The 14,650-nt window shown below is 73.4% G+C and carries 14 protein-coding genes; 7 read left to right on the top strand and 7 right to left on the bottom strand.

Features of this window, described 5'->3' with window-relative positions; all coding sequences use genetic code 11:
- Positions 1-104 precede the first annotated feature (104 nt).
- Positions 105-863, top strand: coding sequence for a DedA family protein (locus tag H7A69_RS05215; RefSeq protein ID WP_182046092.1), 759 nt, complete (start codon positions 105-107; stop codon positions 861-863).
- A 3-nt stretch (positions 864-866) separates the two neighbouring features.
- Here H7A69_RS05215 and H7A69_RS05210 read toward each other — a convergent pair whose 3' ends face one another.
- Positions 867-1,070 (bottom strand): DUF2945 domain-containing protein, encoded by a 204-nt coding sequence (locus H7A69_RS05210; RefSeq protein ID WP_069712366.1) that lies wholly within the window; start codon positions 1,068-1,070, stop codon positions 867-869.
- 199 nt (positions 1,071-1,269) lie between these two features.
- On the opposite strand from H7A69_RS05210, the gene H7A69_RS05205 reads away from it, so the two are divergent.
- Together H7A69_RS05205 and H7A69_RS05200 are read left to right on the top strand one after the other, a co-directional pair.
- Positions 1,270-2,322, top strand: a complete 1,053-nt coding sequence (locus H7A69_RS05205) for a serine/threonine-protein kinase (RefSeq protein ID WP_182046091.1) — start codon at positions 1,270-1,272, stop codon at positions 2,320-2,322.
- 61 nt (positions 2,323-2,383) lie between these two features.
- The gene (locus H7A69_RS05200; protein WP_182046090.1) at positions 2,384-3,007 is read left to right on the top strand and encodes a phosphoribosylanthranilate isomerase; all 624 of its coding nucleotides are present in this window, start codon (positions 2,384-2,386) and stop codon (positions 3,005-3,007) included.
- A 79-nt stretch (positions 3,008-3,086) separates the two neighbouring features.
- On the opposite strand, the gene H7A69_RS05195 is transcribed toward H7A69_RS05200, so the two are convergent.
- On the bottom strand, positions 3,087-3,845 hold the full coding sequence (locus H7A69_RS05195) for an HAD-IIB family hydrolase (protein ID WP_182046089.1): 759 nt from the start codon (positions 3,843-3,845) through the stop codon (positions 3,087-3,089).
- A gap of 93 nt (positions 3,846-3,938) precedes the next feature.
- Positions 3,939-4,523 carry a nitroreductase family protein gene (locus tag H7A69_RS05190; RefSeq protein ID WP_259346093.1) on the bottom strand — a complete coding sequence of 195 codons (585 nt, stop codon included), beginning with the start codon at positions 4,521-4,523 and terminating at the stop codon, positions 3,939-3,941.
- 107 nt (positions 4,524-4,630) lie between these two features.
- Here H7A69_RS05190 and H7A69_RS05185 point away from each other — a divergent pair, with 107 nt between their 5' ends.
- Positions 4,631-5,554: an AEC family transporter gene (locus tag H7A69_RS05185; RefSeq protein ID WP_069712371.1), complete on the top strand. Its 924-nt coding sequence runs from the start codon at positions 4,631-4,633 to the stop codon at positions 5,552-5,554.
- Between the two features lie 183 nt (positions 5,555-5,737).
- Here H7A69_RS05185 and H7A69_RS05180 read toward each other — a convergent pair whose 3' ends face one another.
- From H7A69_RS05180 to H7A69_RS05170, 3 genes are all read right to left on the bottom strand, one after another.
- Entirely contained in the window at positions 5,738-6,574 is an 837-nt protein-coding gene (locus tag H7A69_RS05180) for an exodeoxyribonuclease III (RefSeq protein ID WP_069712372.1), read from the bottom strand.
- Positions 6,575-6,722: 148 nt separating this feature from the next.
- On the bottom strand, positions 6,723-8,084 hold the full coding sequence (locus H7A69_RS05175; protein ID WP_182046087.1) for a peptidoglycan DD-metalloendopeptidase family protein: 1,362 nt from the start codon (positions 8,082-8,084) through the stop codon (positions 6,723-6,725).
- Between the two features lie 73 nt (positions 8,085-8,157).
- A complete protein-coding gene (locus H7A69_RS05170) occupies positions 8,158-9,834 on the bottom strand; it encodes a hypothetical protein (RefSeq protein ID WP_182046086.1) in 1,677 nt (558 codons plus the stop codon).
- 96 nt (positions 9,835-9,930) lie between these two features.
- Between H7A69_RS05170 and pyrE the strand changes: the two genes are divergently transcribed.
- Positions 9,931-10,482 carry an orotate phosphoribosyltransferase gene (pyrE, locus tag H7A69_RS05165; RefSeq protein WP_069712374.1) on the top strand — a complete coding sequence of 184 codons (552 nt, stop codon included), beginning with the start codon at positions 9,931-9,933 and terminating at the stop codon, positions 10,480-10,482.
- Complete coding sequence (locus tag H7A69_RS05160) at positions 10,479-12,602, top strand: hypothetical protein (RefSeq protein WP_182046085.1); 2,124 nt, start codon at positions 10,479-10,481, stop codon at positions 12,600-12,602. Before pyrE ends, H7A69_RS05160 begins: the two co-directional genes overlap by 4 nt.
- 57 nt (positions 12,603-12,659) lie before the next feature.
- Here the strand turns inward: H7A69_RS05160 and H7A69_RS05155 are convergent, their stop codons facing one another.
- Positions 12,660-13,613, bottom strand: coding sequence for an aldo/keto reductase (locus H7A69_RS05155; protein ID WP_182046084.1), 954 nt, complete (start codon positions 13,611-13,613; stop codon positions 12,660-12,662).
- A gap of 82 nt (positions 13,614-13,695) precedes the next feature.
- On the opposite strand from H7A69_RS05155, the gene H7A69_RS05150 reads away from it, so the two are divergent.
- Complete coding sequence (locus tag H7A69_RS05150) at positions 13,696-14,340, top strand: HEAT repeat domain-containing protein (protein ID WP_182046083.1); 645 nt, start codon at positions 13,696-13,698, stop codon at positions 14,338-14,340.
- Positions 14,341-14,650: the final 310 nt, after the last annotated feature.

Raw genomic sequence — 14,650 nt, 5'->3', positions numbered from 1 at the left:
GAGGCGTCTCGGGTCGACACCGGCGTCTCGAGGCGACGTCGGCACCTGGAGACGGTCGGGCGCACGCACCGCGGTCTGTCAGGACACTCAGGGACACTGGCGGCATGACGACCGCCCTGACGCTGCCGCCGACCCTGCCCGCCACGATCACGGCGGGGTCCCGGACGGAGGGGACGGAGGACCTCGGCGGCCTGTCCGGCCTCGTGCTCCAGCTCATCGACGCCCTGGGGGAGTGGGGCGTCGCACTCATGCTCTTCGTCGAGACCGTGTTCCCGCCGATCCCGTCCGAGGTGATCCTGCCGCTCGCGGGCTTCCTCGCCGGTGCCGGGCGGATGAACCTCGTGCTCGTGCTGCTGCTCGCCACCCTCGGGTCGTACCTCGGGGCGCTCGTGCTCTACTGGCTCGGGGCGGCCATCGGCTTCGAGCGGACCGTGCGCTGGCTCGGCCGGCTGCCGCTCGTCGACGAGGACGACTTCCGGAAGGCCGCGGACTGGTTCCACCGGCACGGGAAGAGCGCGGTGTTCTTCGGCCGGTTCGTGCCGATCGTCCGGAGCCTCATCTCGCTGCCGGCCGGGGCGGACCGGATGCACCTGGCGACGTTCTCGCTCTTCACGATCATCGCGAGCGGCATCTGGAACAGCGCGCTCATCCTGCTGGGAGCGGCGTTCGGCACGCAGTACGACAAGGTCGAGCAGTACACGGAGTGGATCGACCGGGTGCTCTACGTCGCGATCGCCGTGGTCGTCGTGACGTTCGTCGTCCGCCGGGTCCGCCGTGCGCGAGCCGACCGTGCGCAGCGGCGGAGCGAGGCACCGGCCGAGGCCGCTCGCGGGCGCCGACGTGCGACACCCGCGAACGACTGACGGTCACTTCTTCGTGAGGGCCGACTCCTTGTGGGCGGCCTTGTTGCCGGACTTCTCCGACTCGACGATCCAGTACGGGTCGTCATCGGTGGGCTTGAAGTGCTGCCCGTCGAACGTGAAGTCCTTCGTCTTCTTCTCGACGACGGTCCCGGTCGTCTTGCCCTGCGAGGTGTTCCAGTGCACCTCGTCGCCCTTCGACAGCGCCATGATGTCCTCCTTGCGTAGTCCTCGAGATCGCGGAGTCCGGACGCTACCCGCACGCATCCGCGGATCTCAGGCGATCTGTCCCCCATCACGATGTCGTAACGCCCCTGCGGGATCGAGGTGGGACGCGTACCGTTGCCCGTGAGTCACCACGCAGGCGCCTGCCGCGGTCCCGATGGCTCCGGACGGAACGATGTACCCCATGACCCTGGTCGACGGCGCACGAGCGGACACGGTCCTCGCGGCCCGGTACCGCCTCGTCAAGCTCATCGGAACCGGTGGGATGGGGTCCGTGTACGAGGCCCGGGACGAGCACACCTACCGCGCCGTCGCCGTGAAGCTCTTCGCGACGCCGGACTCGATGACGACGGCCGACCGCGTCCGCCAGGAGCGCGAGATCCGGCTGCTGAGCATGCTCTCGCACCCCGGCCTCGTGCCGCTCTACGACGCGGGCACCCACGAGTTCGAGGACGGCCCGCACCGCTTCATCGTGATGGAGCTCATCGCCGACACCACGCTGCTGCGTCGTCTCGCCGGTGGGGCCCTGCACAACTACGAGGTGGCCGACCTCGGCGCCCAGCTGGCCGACGCCCTGGCCTACGTGCACTCCCGCGGCATCGTGCACCGGGACGTCAAGCCGGCGAACATCCTCATCAACGACGAGGGTGCCTCCGGGTTCGCCCGGTCGGTCAAGCTGACGGACTTCGGCGTCGCCCACTTCGTCGACGGCTCGCGCCTGACCAACGACGGCACGATCATCGGCACCGCCGCCTACCTCAGCCCCGAGCAGGTCGCCGGCGAACCGATCGGCTTCGCCACCGACGTGTACTCGCTCGGCCTGGTGCTGCTCGAGTCGCTGACCGGCAAGCAGGAGTACTCCGGCACCCTGATCGAGGCGGCGCTCGCGCGGCTCCGCAACGACCCGCACGTCCCCGAGGAGGTCGGTCCGGACTGGAAGGACCTGCTCGCCAAGATGACGCACCGCGACCCGGCCAAGCGGCCGACGGCGGTGGCGGTCGCGAGCGCGCTCCGCGGCGGGTCGACGCAGGTCACCGGTCCGGTGCCGCTCGGTCCCGAGCGCACGAAGCACAAGCGGGACACGAAGATGCACCGCGCCGCGCACCGGCACGCCAAGCGCGGCACGTTCAGCGCGGTCCGCCGCTGGCGTCGACGGAACGTCCTGGTGGGGTCCTTCGCGACCTTCGGTGTGCTGGCTGCCTGCGCCGCCGCGTACGTCGCGGGCACCCTGCACTGACGTCGGTCCCGCCGTGCGCGGACCGGGTCCGAGCGGCCGCCGGCCCTGGCAGGATGGACGCATGAGCGATCAGCGCTGGATCAAGATCTGCGGCCTGTCGACGCCCGAGACCGTGGACGCCGCCGTGGACGCCGGCGCGGACGCGGTCGGCTTCGTCTTCGCCGCCGGCAGCCCCCGCACCGTGACCGCGGACCTCGCGAAGGAGCTCGTCGAGCGCATCCCCGAGGGGATCGACGCCGTCGGGGTGTTCCGGGACCAGCAGATCGACGAGGTGGTCGGCATCGCGTCCGAGGTCGGGCTCACCACCCTCCAGCTGCACGGCCGCGAGTCCGCGAGCGACTTCGCCCGCGCGCGGGACGCCGGGTTCTTCACCATCCGTGCCGTCTCGACCGACGACTACCTCCGCGAGACCCCGGAGCAGCGGGCGGCCTTCGACCACGACCTGCTCCTGCTCGACGCCGCCGTGCCGGGGAGCGGACAGCTCGTCGACCCGGCGACGATCGCGGGCAGGATCGACGAGGCATGGATCCTCGCGGGCGGGCTGACGCCCGCCAACGTCGTCGCCGCGGTGCAGGCGCTCGACCCCGACGGGGTCGACGTGTCGAGCGGGGTGGAGTCCGAGCGCGGGGTCAAGGACGTCGCACGCATCCGGTCGTTCGTCGAGGCGGTCCGCAGCATCCCCTGACGGACGACGCGACGCACAACACGACGAACGGGAGGCGCGTGTCGAGCCCGCCACGCGCCTCCCGTCCGTCAGGTGTGCGTCAGCGCAGGGTGGGGATGAGCTCCGTCAGGAACGCGTCGGTGTCCTCCCAGCCCTCCACCGCGTGGCAGGGCACGCCGAGGGCCTTCACCGGGTAGTCGTTGCCCTCGGGGTCGAGGCGGTCGCCGACGAACAGCATGTCGTCGAGGTCGATGCCCGTGAGCTCGGCGAGGCGGCGCATGCCGTACGCCTTGTCGATGCCCTTCCGGGTGATGTCGACGCTGGTCGAGCCGCCCGAGCGCACCTCGAGGTCGGGGAGCTCCGCCTGCACGAGCCGGCGCAGGTGGTCCTTCTTCTCGCCGGTCGGGTCCCAGCGCTTCTTGACGTCGACGGGGGCGGACTGCCCGAGCGCGGAGAAGGTCACCTGCGAGCCACGGTCCTCGAGGATCGGGCCCCAGGTCTCGGACTCCCAGTAGCCGGCGGCCTTCGCCTGCGTCTCCACGGCGGCGAGCGCGCGGGTCTTCTCGTCGTCGGTGAGGTCCTCGGCGTACTGCAGCGCCCAGTCCGACCCGGACCAGCGGTAGTACGCGGTGCCGCAGGTCGGCAGCAGGTGCAGGTCGTCGAGCGGGAGTCCGTCGCGGTCGCGCAGCGGGTGGACGAGCTGCTGCTCGAACTGCTGGAAGTTGCCGCCCGAGATCACCGCGACCGGCACGGTGGCGAGCAGGGCGGCGAAGGTCTCGAGCATGCGCGGGTCGAGCGGGGACTTCGACGGCGCGAGCGTGTCGTCGAGGTCGAAGGCGACGAGGCGGGGCGTGGTCATGGGTCGATCCTGCCAGACGCCCGTGCAGAGGCGGCCGGGCCCCGTCGGGACCCGGCCGTCGTGCTGCTGCGGGAGACTCCTCGCTGCAGGGGACTACTCCTTGACGAGCACGACCTCGTCGAGGGGGAGGCGGGTGCGCGGGGCGACCTCGCGCTCGGCGGCCTTCTCGTCGAGCTGCGACGGGTCCGCCACGGTGCCGATCGCGGTCACGGTGTAGGGCACGAACCGCTCGGGCAGGTCGAACGCGGCGCGGAGGCCCTGGGCGTCGATGCCGGCCATCTGGTGCACGTGGAGGCCCTCGGCGTGCGCCTGCACGGTGAGCGCCGTCAGCGACTGACCGAGGTCGTACTGCGCGAAGGGGCGCTCGTCGCCGTCCTCGGTCGCGATCTCGAGGATCCCGACGACCAGCGCGCTGGCGCGGAAGGCCCACGCGGCGTTGAAGCCGAGCAGGTGTTCGTTGATCTTGGCGAAGGTCTCGGTGCCACGGCGGCCGGCGATGAAGCGGCGCGGCTGGTGGTTCATGGCGGACGCCGCCCAGCGAGCGGCCTCGAGGACGGCGTCGAACTGCGCGTCAGAGATCGTCGCGGACTCGTCGTAGGAACGCGGGCTCCAGCGCTCCTCGAGCAGCGGCACGAGCGGCTGGCTGGAATCGGTCGAACGGCTGAGCGTGGCAGGCATCGAGGTCATGGTGCTTGCAACGGTGTTCGATGCGAACGCATTTCGGGGCTGAGTGCGTTCACATGAAACGGCCTCGGGTCCGCGGCCGGGGTGCGAGGATGGACCCGATGGGTGGCGTGTTGACCGGGTTCGCGATCATCGGCGCGATCATCGCCGCCGGGTACGTCGTCGGGCGCACCGGCCTGCTCGGCCCGCACGCGCAGTTCGTGATGAGCCGCCTGGCGTTCTTCGTCCTCATGCCGTGCCTGCTGTTCCACACCATCGCGACGGCGCACATCGAGACGCTGCTGTCACCGATGCTCTGGGTCTCGCTCGTCAGCGCCGTGACCGTGGCGGTCGTCGCGGTGCTGGTCTTCCGCCTGGTGCTGCGCCGGTCCCTGGCCACGACGACGGTCGGTGCCCTGGCGTCCGGCTACGTGAACGCGAATAACATCGGTCTGCCGGTCGCCGTCTACGTGCTCGGCCAGGCGACGGCCGTCGTGCCGGTGATCCTGCTGCAGCTCGTCGTGCTGGCACCGCTCGCGCTCACCGTGCTCGACGCGGCGACGGCGAACGGTGGTGGGTGGCGGGCGCGTGTGGTCGGACCGTTCCGCAACCCGATCATCATCGCCTCGCTCGTGGGGCTCGTCTGCTCGGCGCTCCGCCTCGAGATCCCGACCCCGGTGCTCGAGCCGTTCGCGCTCGTCGGCGCAGCGGCGGTGCCCCTCGTGCTGCTGTCCTTCGGCATGAGCCTGCACGGCGCCGCACCGCTGCGGGACCGTTCGACCCGGCCGGACGTGCTCGTCGCCTCGGGGCTCAAGCTGATCCTGATGCCCGCAGTGGCGTACGTGTTCGCCCGGTTCGTCTTCGGGCTCGACGACGAGGACGTCCTCGTGCTCACGACGCTCGGGGCGCTGCCGGCGGCACAGAACGTCTTCAACTACGCGCAGCGGTACCGGGCGGCGGTGCCGGTGGCGCGGGACGTGGTCCTCATCACCACCGTGGGGTCGGTGCCCGTGCTGGTGCTCGTCGCGGCGCTGCTGCACCCGTAGCGGCGCGTGGCCCAGGGCTGGCCGGGGCCGGGCGGGCTGGCTGGTGGGCTGACCGAGCGGGCCAGATCTGCAACGTTCGACAACCCCACGCGACGGATCGAGCCCGCTCGGCGGTCGACGCACGGCACGTCGTGCTCGTTCGCGGCGGTCGTGCGACCGGCGGCCGTGTGACCGGCCGCCGGGTCAGAAGATCATCGGGCGGTCGTCGTCGAGCGAGGTCTCGAGGTCGAGGTCGACCGACACCGGCACGTGGTCGCTCGGCGCGTCGCCCTTCCGCTCGTCGCGGTGGATCGTCGCCGCCACGGTGACGTCGGCGAAGGCCTGGGACCCGAGGACGAAGTCGATCCGCATGCCCTCGTTGCGGGGGAAGCGGAGCTGCTTGTAGTCCCAGTACGTGTAGCCCTCGGGGACGATCGGACGGACGACGTCCTGCAGCCCGCGGGCCTCGAACTCGCGGAAGGCCGCACGCTCGGGCTCGCTGACGTGCGTCGAACCCTCGAACGCCCGGACGTCCCACACGTCGCGGTCGAGCGGCGCGACGTTCCAGTCGCCCATGAGCGCGAGCGGCGTCTCCGGCTCCGCGTCGAGCCACTCCGTCGTACGGTCGGCCAGCTCGGCCAGCCAGTCGAGCTTGTACGTGTAGTGCGGGTCACCGAGCTCGCGGCCGTTCGGCACGTAGAGGCTCCACAGCCGGACGCCGTCGACGGTGACGCCCATCGCGCGGGCCTCGACCGGCAGGTCCGGGCCCTCGTGGCCCTTGAGGAAGCCCGGCTGACCGGGGAAGTCGCGGGTGACGTCCTCCATCGGCAGCCGGCTGGCGAAGGCGACGCCGTTCCACTGGTTCAGCCCGTGGGCCTCGACCTGGTAGCCGGCGGCCTCGAAGGCGTCGACCGGGAACTGCTCCGGCTTGCACTTGATCTCCTGCATGCCGAGGACGTCGACGTCCTCGCGCACCAGCCAGTCGACGATCCGGCCCACTCGGGTGCGGACGGAGTTCACGTTCCAGGTCGCCACGCGCATGGGATCGAACCTACCGGTGGCGGCTGGCACGGGGGTCGGCGCGGTGGCCCGTGGCGTCGTGCGACACCGCACGTGTCGATCGGCGGGCGGGGTGTCGTGATCGCGGAGCGACCGCGCCCCGCCGCCGCTCCCGCGCGGACCGCGCGGGCTAGAAGCGGACGCCGCGCGCCGCCATGAACGGCGCCGGGTCGGTGGTCGCACCGTTGATGTGCACCTCGTAGTGCAGGTGGCAGCCGGTCGAGTTGCCGGTCGAGCCGACCAGCGCGATCAGCTGCCCCGCCGACACGCGCTGCCCGGGCGTCACGCGGAAGCCGCCGCTGACGATGTGCCCGTAGGCCGTCGCGACACCGCCGCCGTGGTTGATCCGCACGTAGTTGCCGTAGCCGCCGTACCAGCCGACGTACTCGACCGTGCCGGCAGACGCTGCGACGATCGCCGTCGAGCAGCCGCTCGTCAGGTCGAGGCCGTCGTGCTTCGTCCCGACGCCGGTGATGGGGTGGATGCGGTAGCCGTACGGGCTGATGACGTAGCCGCCGCCGGGACGGACCCAGCCGGTGCCCGAACCGGACCCGACGCCGCCGCCACCGCCGCCCGTGCCACCGACCGGGGCGCTCGTGCCGCCCCCGCCACCGCCGCCACCGCCGGAGTTCGCCGCGGCCGCCACCTGGCGCTGCCGCTCGAGCTCACGCTGCCGGGCCGCCTCGGCCTCGCGCCGCTGCTTCTCCTCCGCCGCCTTGCGCTCGGCCTCGCCCTTGGCGAACTCGGCCTCGGTCCGGACCCGACCCGAGGTCAGCGTCGCGAGCTGGGCGTCGAGCCGCGCCTTGTTGGCCTGCTGCTCGGCGTAGGCGTCCTGCACCTGGTCGGCAGCCGCCTGGGACGCCTGCATCTTCTCCTGGGCCTCGGCGGCGAGGTCCTTGAGCGCCACGCTCGCCCGGTCCGCCTGCGCCGTCAGGGAGCGGGCCACCGCCGCGTCGGCCGTCGCCGCCGTCTCCACGCGCTCGGCCTGCTCGGAGAGCTTGCTGAGGGCGCCGAGGTCGTACAGCAGGTCACGGGCGTCCTCGCCCTCGGCCAGCACGGACGCGGTGACGTCCGCGCCGCCGTGCCGTGCCATCTGCGCGGCGAACTGCCCGGCCTGGGCGGCACTGCGCTCGGCGACCTCGGCGTGCTCGTCGGCGTCGGAGCGGAGGCGCTGCTCCTTCGCGGCGGCGTCCTGTGCCTCGCTCTGGGCGGCGAAGAACTCGTCGCCGAGGCGCTTCGCCTCGGCCTCGGCCGCTGCGACCTCGTCCTCGAGTCCGGAGATGATGCCCCGGATCTCGGTGATCTGCTCCTGCTTCGCCGACTCCTGACCGCGAGCGGCCATGACGTCGTCCCACGAGGGGTACTTCGCGGCGCTCGCGCTCGGGGCGTCGACGAGCACCGTCGCGAGCAGACCGGTCAGGGCGAGCCCGGTGGCGAGCAGACGGAGACGGACGGTCGGATGCGGGGCGCTGTGGCTTGTGGGACGAGTCACGGGCACGAGCCTATACATCCGTACAGGCGGTCCGACACGCCGCCGCGCCGACTGTGGAGAACTCCCGTCCGACTCAGAAGCCGCGCTCGCGCCGGATCCGGTCGGCGCTGCCCACCACGTCGCGCTGCAGGACGGCGGCACCGGCGGTCCCGGCGTAGTCGTAGACGTCGAAGCCCGTGCAGTGGGTGATCGACGCGGGGGCGCCGAGGGAGTCCTCCACCGCGGTGGTCCAGAGGTCGTTCGCGCCGATCACGACGAAGGTCGGCGTCGCGTCCCGGTAGGCACCGAGGTCGACGAGCCACGGGTACGTCTCGAAGGTGTCCCGCACCTGCAGCAGGTCGACGTCGCTCTCGGCGTAGGCGGCCAGGGGGCGGACGGTCCAGAACTGCCCGACCCCGGTGACGTGCCGTCCGTCGGCCCAACGGTCCAGGCACGCGGCGGGCGCGTACCGGGCGCTCGCGACGGCCGCGACGGTGCCCGGGGCGACCGCGACCCCGGCGACCAGGACGACGGCGGCCGCGACCGCCACGACGAGCCGCACGCCCCGTCGCGGTCGGTGCACCCGGGTCCGGCGGACGGCCGAGCGGACGAGCTCGGCGACCGCGACGAGCGCGAGCAGCGGCGCGGTCACGATCGGCTCGAGGTAGCGCGGCGTCTGCGACCCGGCGACGACCACGCCGACCGACACCGCCACGACCGTCACGAGCGGCAGCACGGTCGCCACGAGGACGGTCCGCGCGGTCCGGACCCGCCAGGCCCAGACCGTCCCGCCCACCGCGAGCACCAGGCCCGCGAAGAGCAGCAGCAGTTCGGCGTCGCCCCGGGCCGACCCCGCCCTGTCGTCGGTGAGCGCCGCGAAGAACGCCAGCGTCCGCCCGGCCTGGTCGGGGTGCACGTACGTCGACGGGTCCAGCGAGACGAACGGGGCGAGCGGGATCCGGAGCAGGTAGCCGACGACGGCGCCGGCGACGAGCACGCCGGAGGTCCACGCCGCCGGCCGCCACGGCACCCGACGGGCGAGGGAGAGCAGCGCGAGGGTCACGACCACCGGGGCCGCCGACCACGGGACGTACAGCGGGTTCGACGCCGTCGTGCACGCCGCGACGAGTCCGAGGACGACGAGGACGGTCACCGTCGCGCGACCGGTCCGCACCGTCCGCAGCACGAGCACGGCCGTGCCGAGCATCGCGAGCAGGGCGCCGTAGTAGTAGGTCGTGGTGAGCAGCAGCGACCCGAGCTCGAGCGAGGTCGCGGTCGCGGTGTACTCCGTGAGCACGAGCGCCGTCACGAACCCGAGCGCGAGGGCGGACACCGTGATCCGGGCGGACCGTCGGGCGGCCGGCATGAGCTCGTTCGCGGCGGCGCGGACCAGGGCGTAGACGGCGAGCAGCACGAGGACGCCGTTGAGTGCCAGGGCCTGCTGCGGCGTCCCCGTCACCAGGGAGCAGAGCAGGTAGACCGGCAGTTCCGGGAAGAAGAACAGGGCCGGGGACATCGCCCACTCGAACGGCTGCCCGAGCCGGATCGAGCGTTCAACGAGCGGCAGCAGCACCGAGTCGCCGTCGTACCAGAGCAGGGCGACCCGGTCGGTGGCCATGACGTGTCCGAGGGCGATGACGGACAGGGCCAGCGCGACGGCGGCGCCCAGTGCCTCCCGTCCGATCGCGGGCCACGCACGGTGCGCGGGCCGGCCGTCCGACGGGACCACGGCGGTGTCGTGGCCGGTCGCTCCGGGCACGACTGGTGGCATGCCCGGAGCGTACCGAGCGTGCCGGAGCGCCGCCTGCGGGTGGCGCTGCGGGGCCCTCGGCTGCGATCCGAGGCCGACCGACTACCCTTGTGCGCTGTGACCGACACGCGCGACCAGCTGATCCAGCACATCTCCGACGATGCGGTGTTCCACGGCGACTTCACGCTGACCAGTGGCAAGCAGGCGTCGTACTACATCGACCTCCGCAAGGTGAGCCTCGACCACCGCGTCGCACCGCTCATCGGCCAGGTCATGACGGACCTGCTCCAGCAGGTCCCCGACGTCGACGCCGTCGGCGGGCTGACCATGGGCGCGGACCCGATCGCGAGCGCCGTGCTGCACCAGGCCGCCGCGCGGGGCCTGTCCTACGACGCCTTCGTCGTGCGCAAGGAGCCGAAGGACCACGGCCGCGGTCGGCAGGTCGAGGGCCCGGACGTCCGCGGCAAGCGCGTCGTCGTGCTCGAGGACACCTCCACCACCGGCGGCTCGCCGCTCAAGGCCGCCGAGGCGCTCGAGCGCGAGGGGGCGGTCATCGCGGCCGTCGCCGTCGTCGTGGACCGCGACACGGGCGCGAAGGAGCGCATCGAGGCGGCCGGCTACCCCTACTTCGCAGCGATCGGACTGGCCGACCTGGGGCTGAGCGCGTGACCGGGGAGCGTCCGGAGGACGCGCGCGGGCCCGAGGACGGCGCCGGACCGGCAGACGGGTCCGACGACGGCCGGGAGGCCCGTGGCGCGTCCGCCCCGGACGCTCCGTTCCGCGGACTGCGCAGCGCAGCCGACATCTTCGGTGCGCCGCGCGGTGCCGACGAGTGGCCCTCGCGCCGCGAGCGGCGCGAGGCGGAGCGGGCCGCCCGCGAGACGGGCGCACCGCTGCCGGAGCCGTTCGAGCCGGTGGCCGACGAAGCCGCCGCTGCGCCTGCCGCTGACGACGGGGCTGCGGCCGGGGTCGGGGTTGCGCCGGTCGCCCCGGGTGCGTCCGACCCCGAGGACGCCGGTGCCACCCAGGCGATCCCGATGAGCGACGAGCTCCGCGAGGCCTCGCTCAACCCGCAGGCCGCGGCCGAGCACGAGCGCGAGACCCTCGGCGAGCGCATCCCGCCCGCCGCCCCCGTGCCGCCGTCGACCACGGCGTCGCACCCGTCGTCGATCTCGCTGCCGACCGCGATGCACAGCCGCGACCAGCGCGCCGCGGAGAACCGCGCGGTCGACGAGGAACGCCGCCGCCTCGACCCGTTCGGGCAGGGACGCACGGACGTCGACTGGCTCGGCCGGGCGACCGGACCGCGGCCGGCGGCGCCGACCCCCACCCCGACCGGACCGGTGGCGCAGCCGATCGGCGTCGGGAACGTGCTGCCGCCGACGCCCGCCGCGCCGACGAACGAGCCGCCGAGCTTCACCGAGCTGCTGCGACTGCAGGGCGAGGACGACCCCGCCGCGGCGGGCGGGACGGATCGGCCGTTCGACTGGGCGGTCCGGGACGACGAGGCCGGCGAGGTCCCCACGGCGCTCACCACCGATCGCTTCGACACGACGGCCCTCGGGGCTGCGGCCGCCGGGGCTGCGGCCGGCGGGGCCGGGTCGTGGTCGCTGTCCGCGGAGGCGGATCCGGAGGACGACGTCGTTCCCGGGGAGACCGCCGACGCTGCTGACACAGCTGTCGCTGCGGCCCGGACGTCCGAGTCGCCGTCGTCCTCGGTGACCGACCAGGCGACCCCCGCCCCCGTCTCGGCAGCGGCGACCCCGTGGTGGGCCGAGCCTGCCACCGCCGCCGTGCCGCCGACCGCCGCACCGCCGTCCGTCGAGCCCACTGCTGCCGCGGGCGCCACCGCCGAGGGACCGGCCGCCGAGCGACTGCCGGCCGCGGCGCCGGAGGACCTCGACCAGTCCGAGTGGGACGGGCGCGAGACGAGCGACACGAGCGCGATCAAGGACCTGTTCGGCACCGAGGCCGTCGGGCAGCTCGGCGAGACCGGCTACGACCCGCACGACTCCGGGACGCGCATGATGCCCGCCGTCGGTGCCGACCAGCACCGTGACCCGGCCGTCGCCCGCGTTGCGGACCCGGACGGCGCCTCCAGCGGCTCGACTCCCGGCCCGGACCGCGACAACTTCATCAACGAGGGCTTCGGCCGTCTGCGGAACGAGGGCAGGCGCGGCAAGCAGCTGCTCGTCGTCGCGGCGGTCGTGCTCATCGTCGTCCTGCTCGTCGCCGTCTTCGGCCTGACGAAGTGGATCCTCGGCAGCTCGATCAGCGAGGAGCGCGCTGCCGCACCGACCGCGACCGCGACCTCGGCCGCGTCCGCTCCCGCCGAGTCGACGACCCCGTCTCCGACGCAGGAGGCCGCGGCACCGTCGGCGCCGTCGCAGACACTGCAGTTCGCGACGACCCCGGCGACGCCCGGCGAGCACGCGTGGACCGAGCTGGCCGGCGGGGAGTGCCTGTCGCCCTTCACGGACGCCTGGGCGCAGACCTTCACGGTCGTCGACTGCTCGGCCGCGCACGCCGCGCAGCTGACGGCCCGGGTGCAGGTGGAGGCGGGGCAGTGGCCCGGCCCGGAGGCGCTCGCCGCCCAGGCCTCCCAGCTGTGCCAGAGCTCGCAGGCGATCGACACCGCTGCCGCTGCCGGGTTCGGCGACGTGCAGGTGCAGGGCTCGTACGCGCCGGACCAGAGCACGTGGGACCGCGGCAACACCTTCATCTCGTGCTTCGCCACCCGCTCGTCGGGGCAGCCCCTGACGGGCTCCCTCGCCCCGACCGGCACCTGACCGGGCTCCCTCCCTCCGAGCCCCGCGCGAGCCTGACCCGCGCGAGGCCCGCGCGGGTCAGGACGCGGCGGGGACCGCGGCGGAGGCCTCGTCGAGCGTGCGGAGCTCCTCGGCGCTGAGCTCGAGGTCGGCCGACGCCAGGAGCGCCGGGAGCTGCTCGGTGTTCCGGGCGCTGGCGATCGGCGCCACGACGTCCGGCTGCGCCTGGAGCCACGCGAGGGCGACCGAGGCGATCTCGGCCTCGTGCGCCTCGGCGATGCGGGAGAGGGAGTCGACGACCGCGAGGCCCTCGTCCGAGAAGTACCCCGACACCTGTCCCTCGCGGTCCTTGCCGGCGAAGTCCTCCTTCGTGCGGTACTTGCCGGTGAGGAACCCGGCGGCCAGGGCGAAGTACGGCACGACCCCGAGCCCCTCGGACGCGGCGAGCGGGGCGATGTCCGACTCGTACGGCTCGCGGGTGACGAGGTTGTAGTGCGGCTGGATCGCGACGGGCAGCGCCAGGCCGGCCTCCTTCGCGATGCGGATCCACTCCTCGGCCCGGGCGCGCGAGTAGTTCGAGATCGCCGTGTAGCGGACGAGGCCCTCCTGCACGAGCTGGTCGAACGCGCGCACGGTCTCCTCGAGCGGGGTGTCCTGGTCGTCGAAGTGCGCGTAGTACAGGTCGATCCGGTCGGTGCCGAGACGCTCCAGGCTCGCGCGGGCCGCCGCGGCGACGTTCGCGGCGGACAGGCCGCTGTACTGCGGGTGCTGCGAGACCTTCGTCGCGACCACGACGTCGTCGCGCTTGCCCGACGCCCGGAGCCACGAGCCGATGACGCGCTCGGACTCGCCGCCCTCGTTGCCGGGGGCCCAGGCGGAGTACACGTCGGCGGTGTCGACGAAGTCGCCGCCGGCACCGGCGTACGCGTCGAGCACCCGGTGCGAGGTCTGCTCGTCGGCGGTCCAGCCGAAGACGTTGCCGCCGAGGGCGAGGGGGAACACGTGCAGGTCGCTGGTTCCGATGCGGGGCATGGCGATTCCTTTCACTGCGGTACGGATCCCGTCCACGCTATGCCTGCGGGTGCCGTGCAGGCTGAGGGGTTTCGATGGACGGATGACCGCCCTCGCCGACGCCCTCACCGACCCCCGCTCGTCCGCCCGACTCCGTGCCGTGATGGCCGCCGGCACCGAGGCGGACCCGTCCGACCTCGACGTGCTCGTCGAACGGTGCGCGGTCGAGCCGGACCTGCAGGTGCGCGAGGCACTGACGTGGTCCCTCGTCCGCCTGCCCGCCGAGGTCGTCGTCCCGCGCCTGGTCGGCGAGCTCGGGCGACCGGAGGCGCAGGCGCGGTCGCAGGCCCTCCACACGCTGTCGAAGATCCGCGACGGGTCCGTGTACCCGGAGGTCGCGGACCGGCTCGGTGACGACGACCCGGGCGTCCGCCGGACCGCCTGGCGCGCCGCGGTGCTGCTCGCACCCGACGAGGAGCGTCCCGCCCTCGCCCGACGGTTGGCCCGCGAGCTCGGGCAGGGGGACCGCGAGACCCGGCTGGCGCTGAGCCGCGCACTCGTCACCCTCGGCGAGGACGTGGTCGCCCCGGTCCTGACCGACGCGTCGGACCGTCGCGGCGAGGCCGTCCGCGAGCACGTCGCCGAGACCGAGCGGCTCCTCGCCGACCCGGACGCCGGATCGGCGCTCGCGCTGGAACGCGCACGACGCGAGATGGCGCTGGGACGCGGGAAGCGCGCCTCCGGGTGACCACCCGACGGACGGGAGGCCCGTGGCGACGCCGCCACGGGCCTCCCGTCCGTCGGTGGGTCACGCCGACCACGCGCGGACGGTTCCGGGGCGGGCCGCGGAAGACCCGGATTCGGGCCGCCGAACAGGCCGGATCGGCTTGCGTGCGCGGATCGTGGCACGGCAGGGTGGGTGCCGAAGGGGAGTAGCTCCCAGCGCGTGCATCGACACACTGGCCATCACGACGATCGGCCCGGTGCACCACCCGTGCGGTCCCACCCGCCGGGCGAGCGAGACCTTCGGCCGTCCTGCCGTGCCGAAGCGCTCCCCA

This window comes from Curtobacterium sp. ME26 (genome assembly GCF_903970945.1).
GTDB lineage: Bacteria > Actinomycetota > Actinomycetes > Actinomycetales > Microbacteriaceae > Curtobacterium > Curtobacterium citri.
The sequence above is the reverse complement of the archived record's forward strand: the minus strand, read 5'-3'. Positions and strand labels throughout refer to the sequence as shown.

Excerpts from the sequence above, each read along its gene's own strand:
- H7A69_RS05215 (WP_182046092.1), top strand. The coding sequence starts at position 105 with ATGACGACCGCCCTGACGCTGCCGCCGACCCTGCCCGCCACGATCACG.
- H7A69_RS05210 (WP_069712366.1), bottom strand. The coding sequence starts at position 1,070 with ATGGCGCTGTCGAAGGGCGACGAGGTGCACTGGAACACCTCGCAGGGC.
- H7A69_RS05205 (WP_182046091.1), top strand. The coding sequence starts at position 1,270 with ATGACCCTGGTCGACGGCGCACGAGCGGACACGGTCCTCGCGGCCCGG.
- H7A69_RS05200 (WP_182046090.1), top strand. The coding sequence starts at position 2,384 with ATGAGCGATCAGCGCTGGATCAAGATCTGCGGCCTGTCGACGCCCGAG.
- H7A69_RS05195 (WP_182046089.1), bottom strand. The coding sequence starts at position 3,845 with ATGACCACGCCCCGCCTCGTCGCCTTCGACCTCGACGACACGCTCGCG.
- H7A69_RS05190 (WP_259346093.1), bottom strand. The coding sequence starts at position 4,523 with ATGCCTGCCACGCTCAGCCGTTCGACCGATTCCAGCCAGCCGCTCGTG.
- H7A69_RS05185 (WP_069712371.1), top strand. The coding sequence starts at position 4,631 with ATGGGTGGCGTGTTGACCGGGTTCGCGATCATCGGCGCGATCATCGCC.
- H7A69_RS05180 (WP_069712372.1), bottom strand. The coding sequence starts at position 6,574 with ATGCGCGTGGCGACCTGGAACGTGAACTCCGTCCGCACCCGAGTGGGC.
- H7A69_RS05170 (WP_182046086.1), bottom strand. The coding sequence starts at position 9,834 with ATGCCACCAGTCGTGCCCGGAGCGACCGGCCACGACACCGCCGTGGTC.
- H7A69_RS05155 (WP_182046084.1), bottom strand. The coding sequence starts at position 13,613 with ATGCCCCGCATCGGAACCAGCGACCTGCACGTGTTCCCCCTCGCCCTC.
- H7A69_RS05150 (WP_182046083.1), top strand. The coding sequence starts at position 13,696 with ATGACCGCCCTCGCCGACGCCCTCACCGACCCCCGCTCGTCCGCCCGA.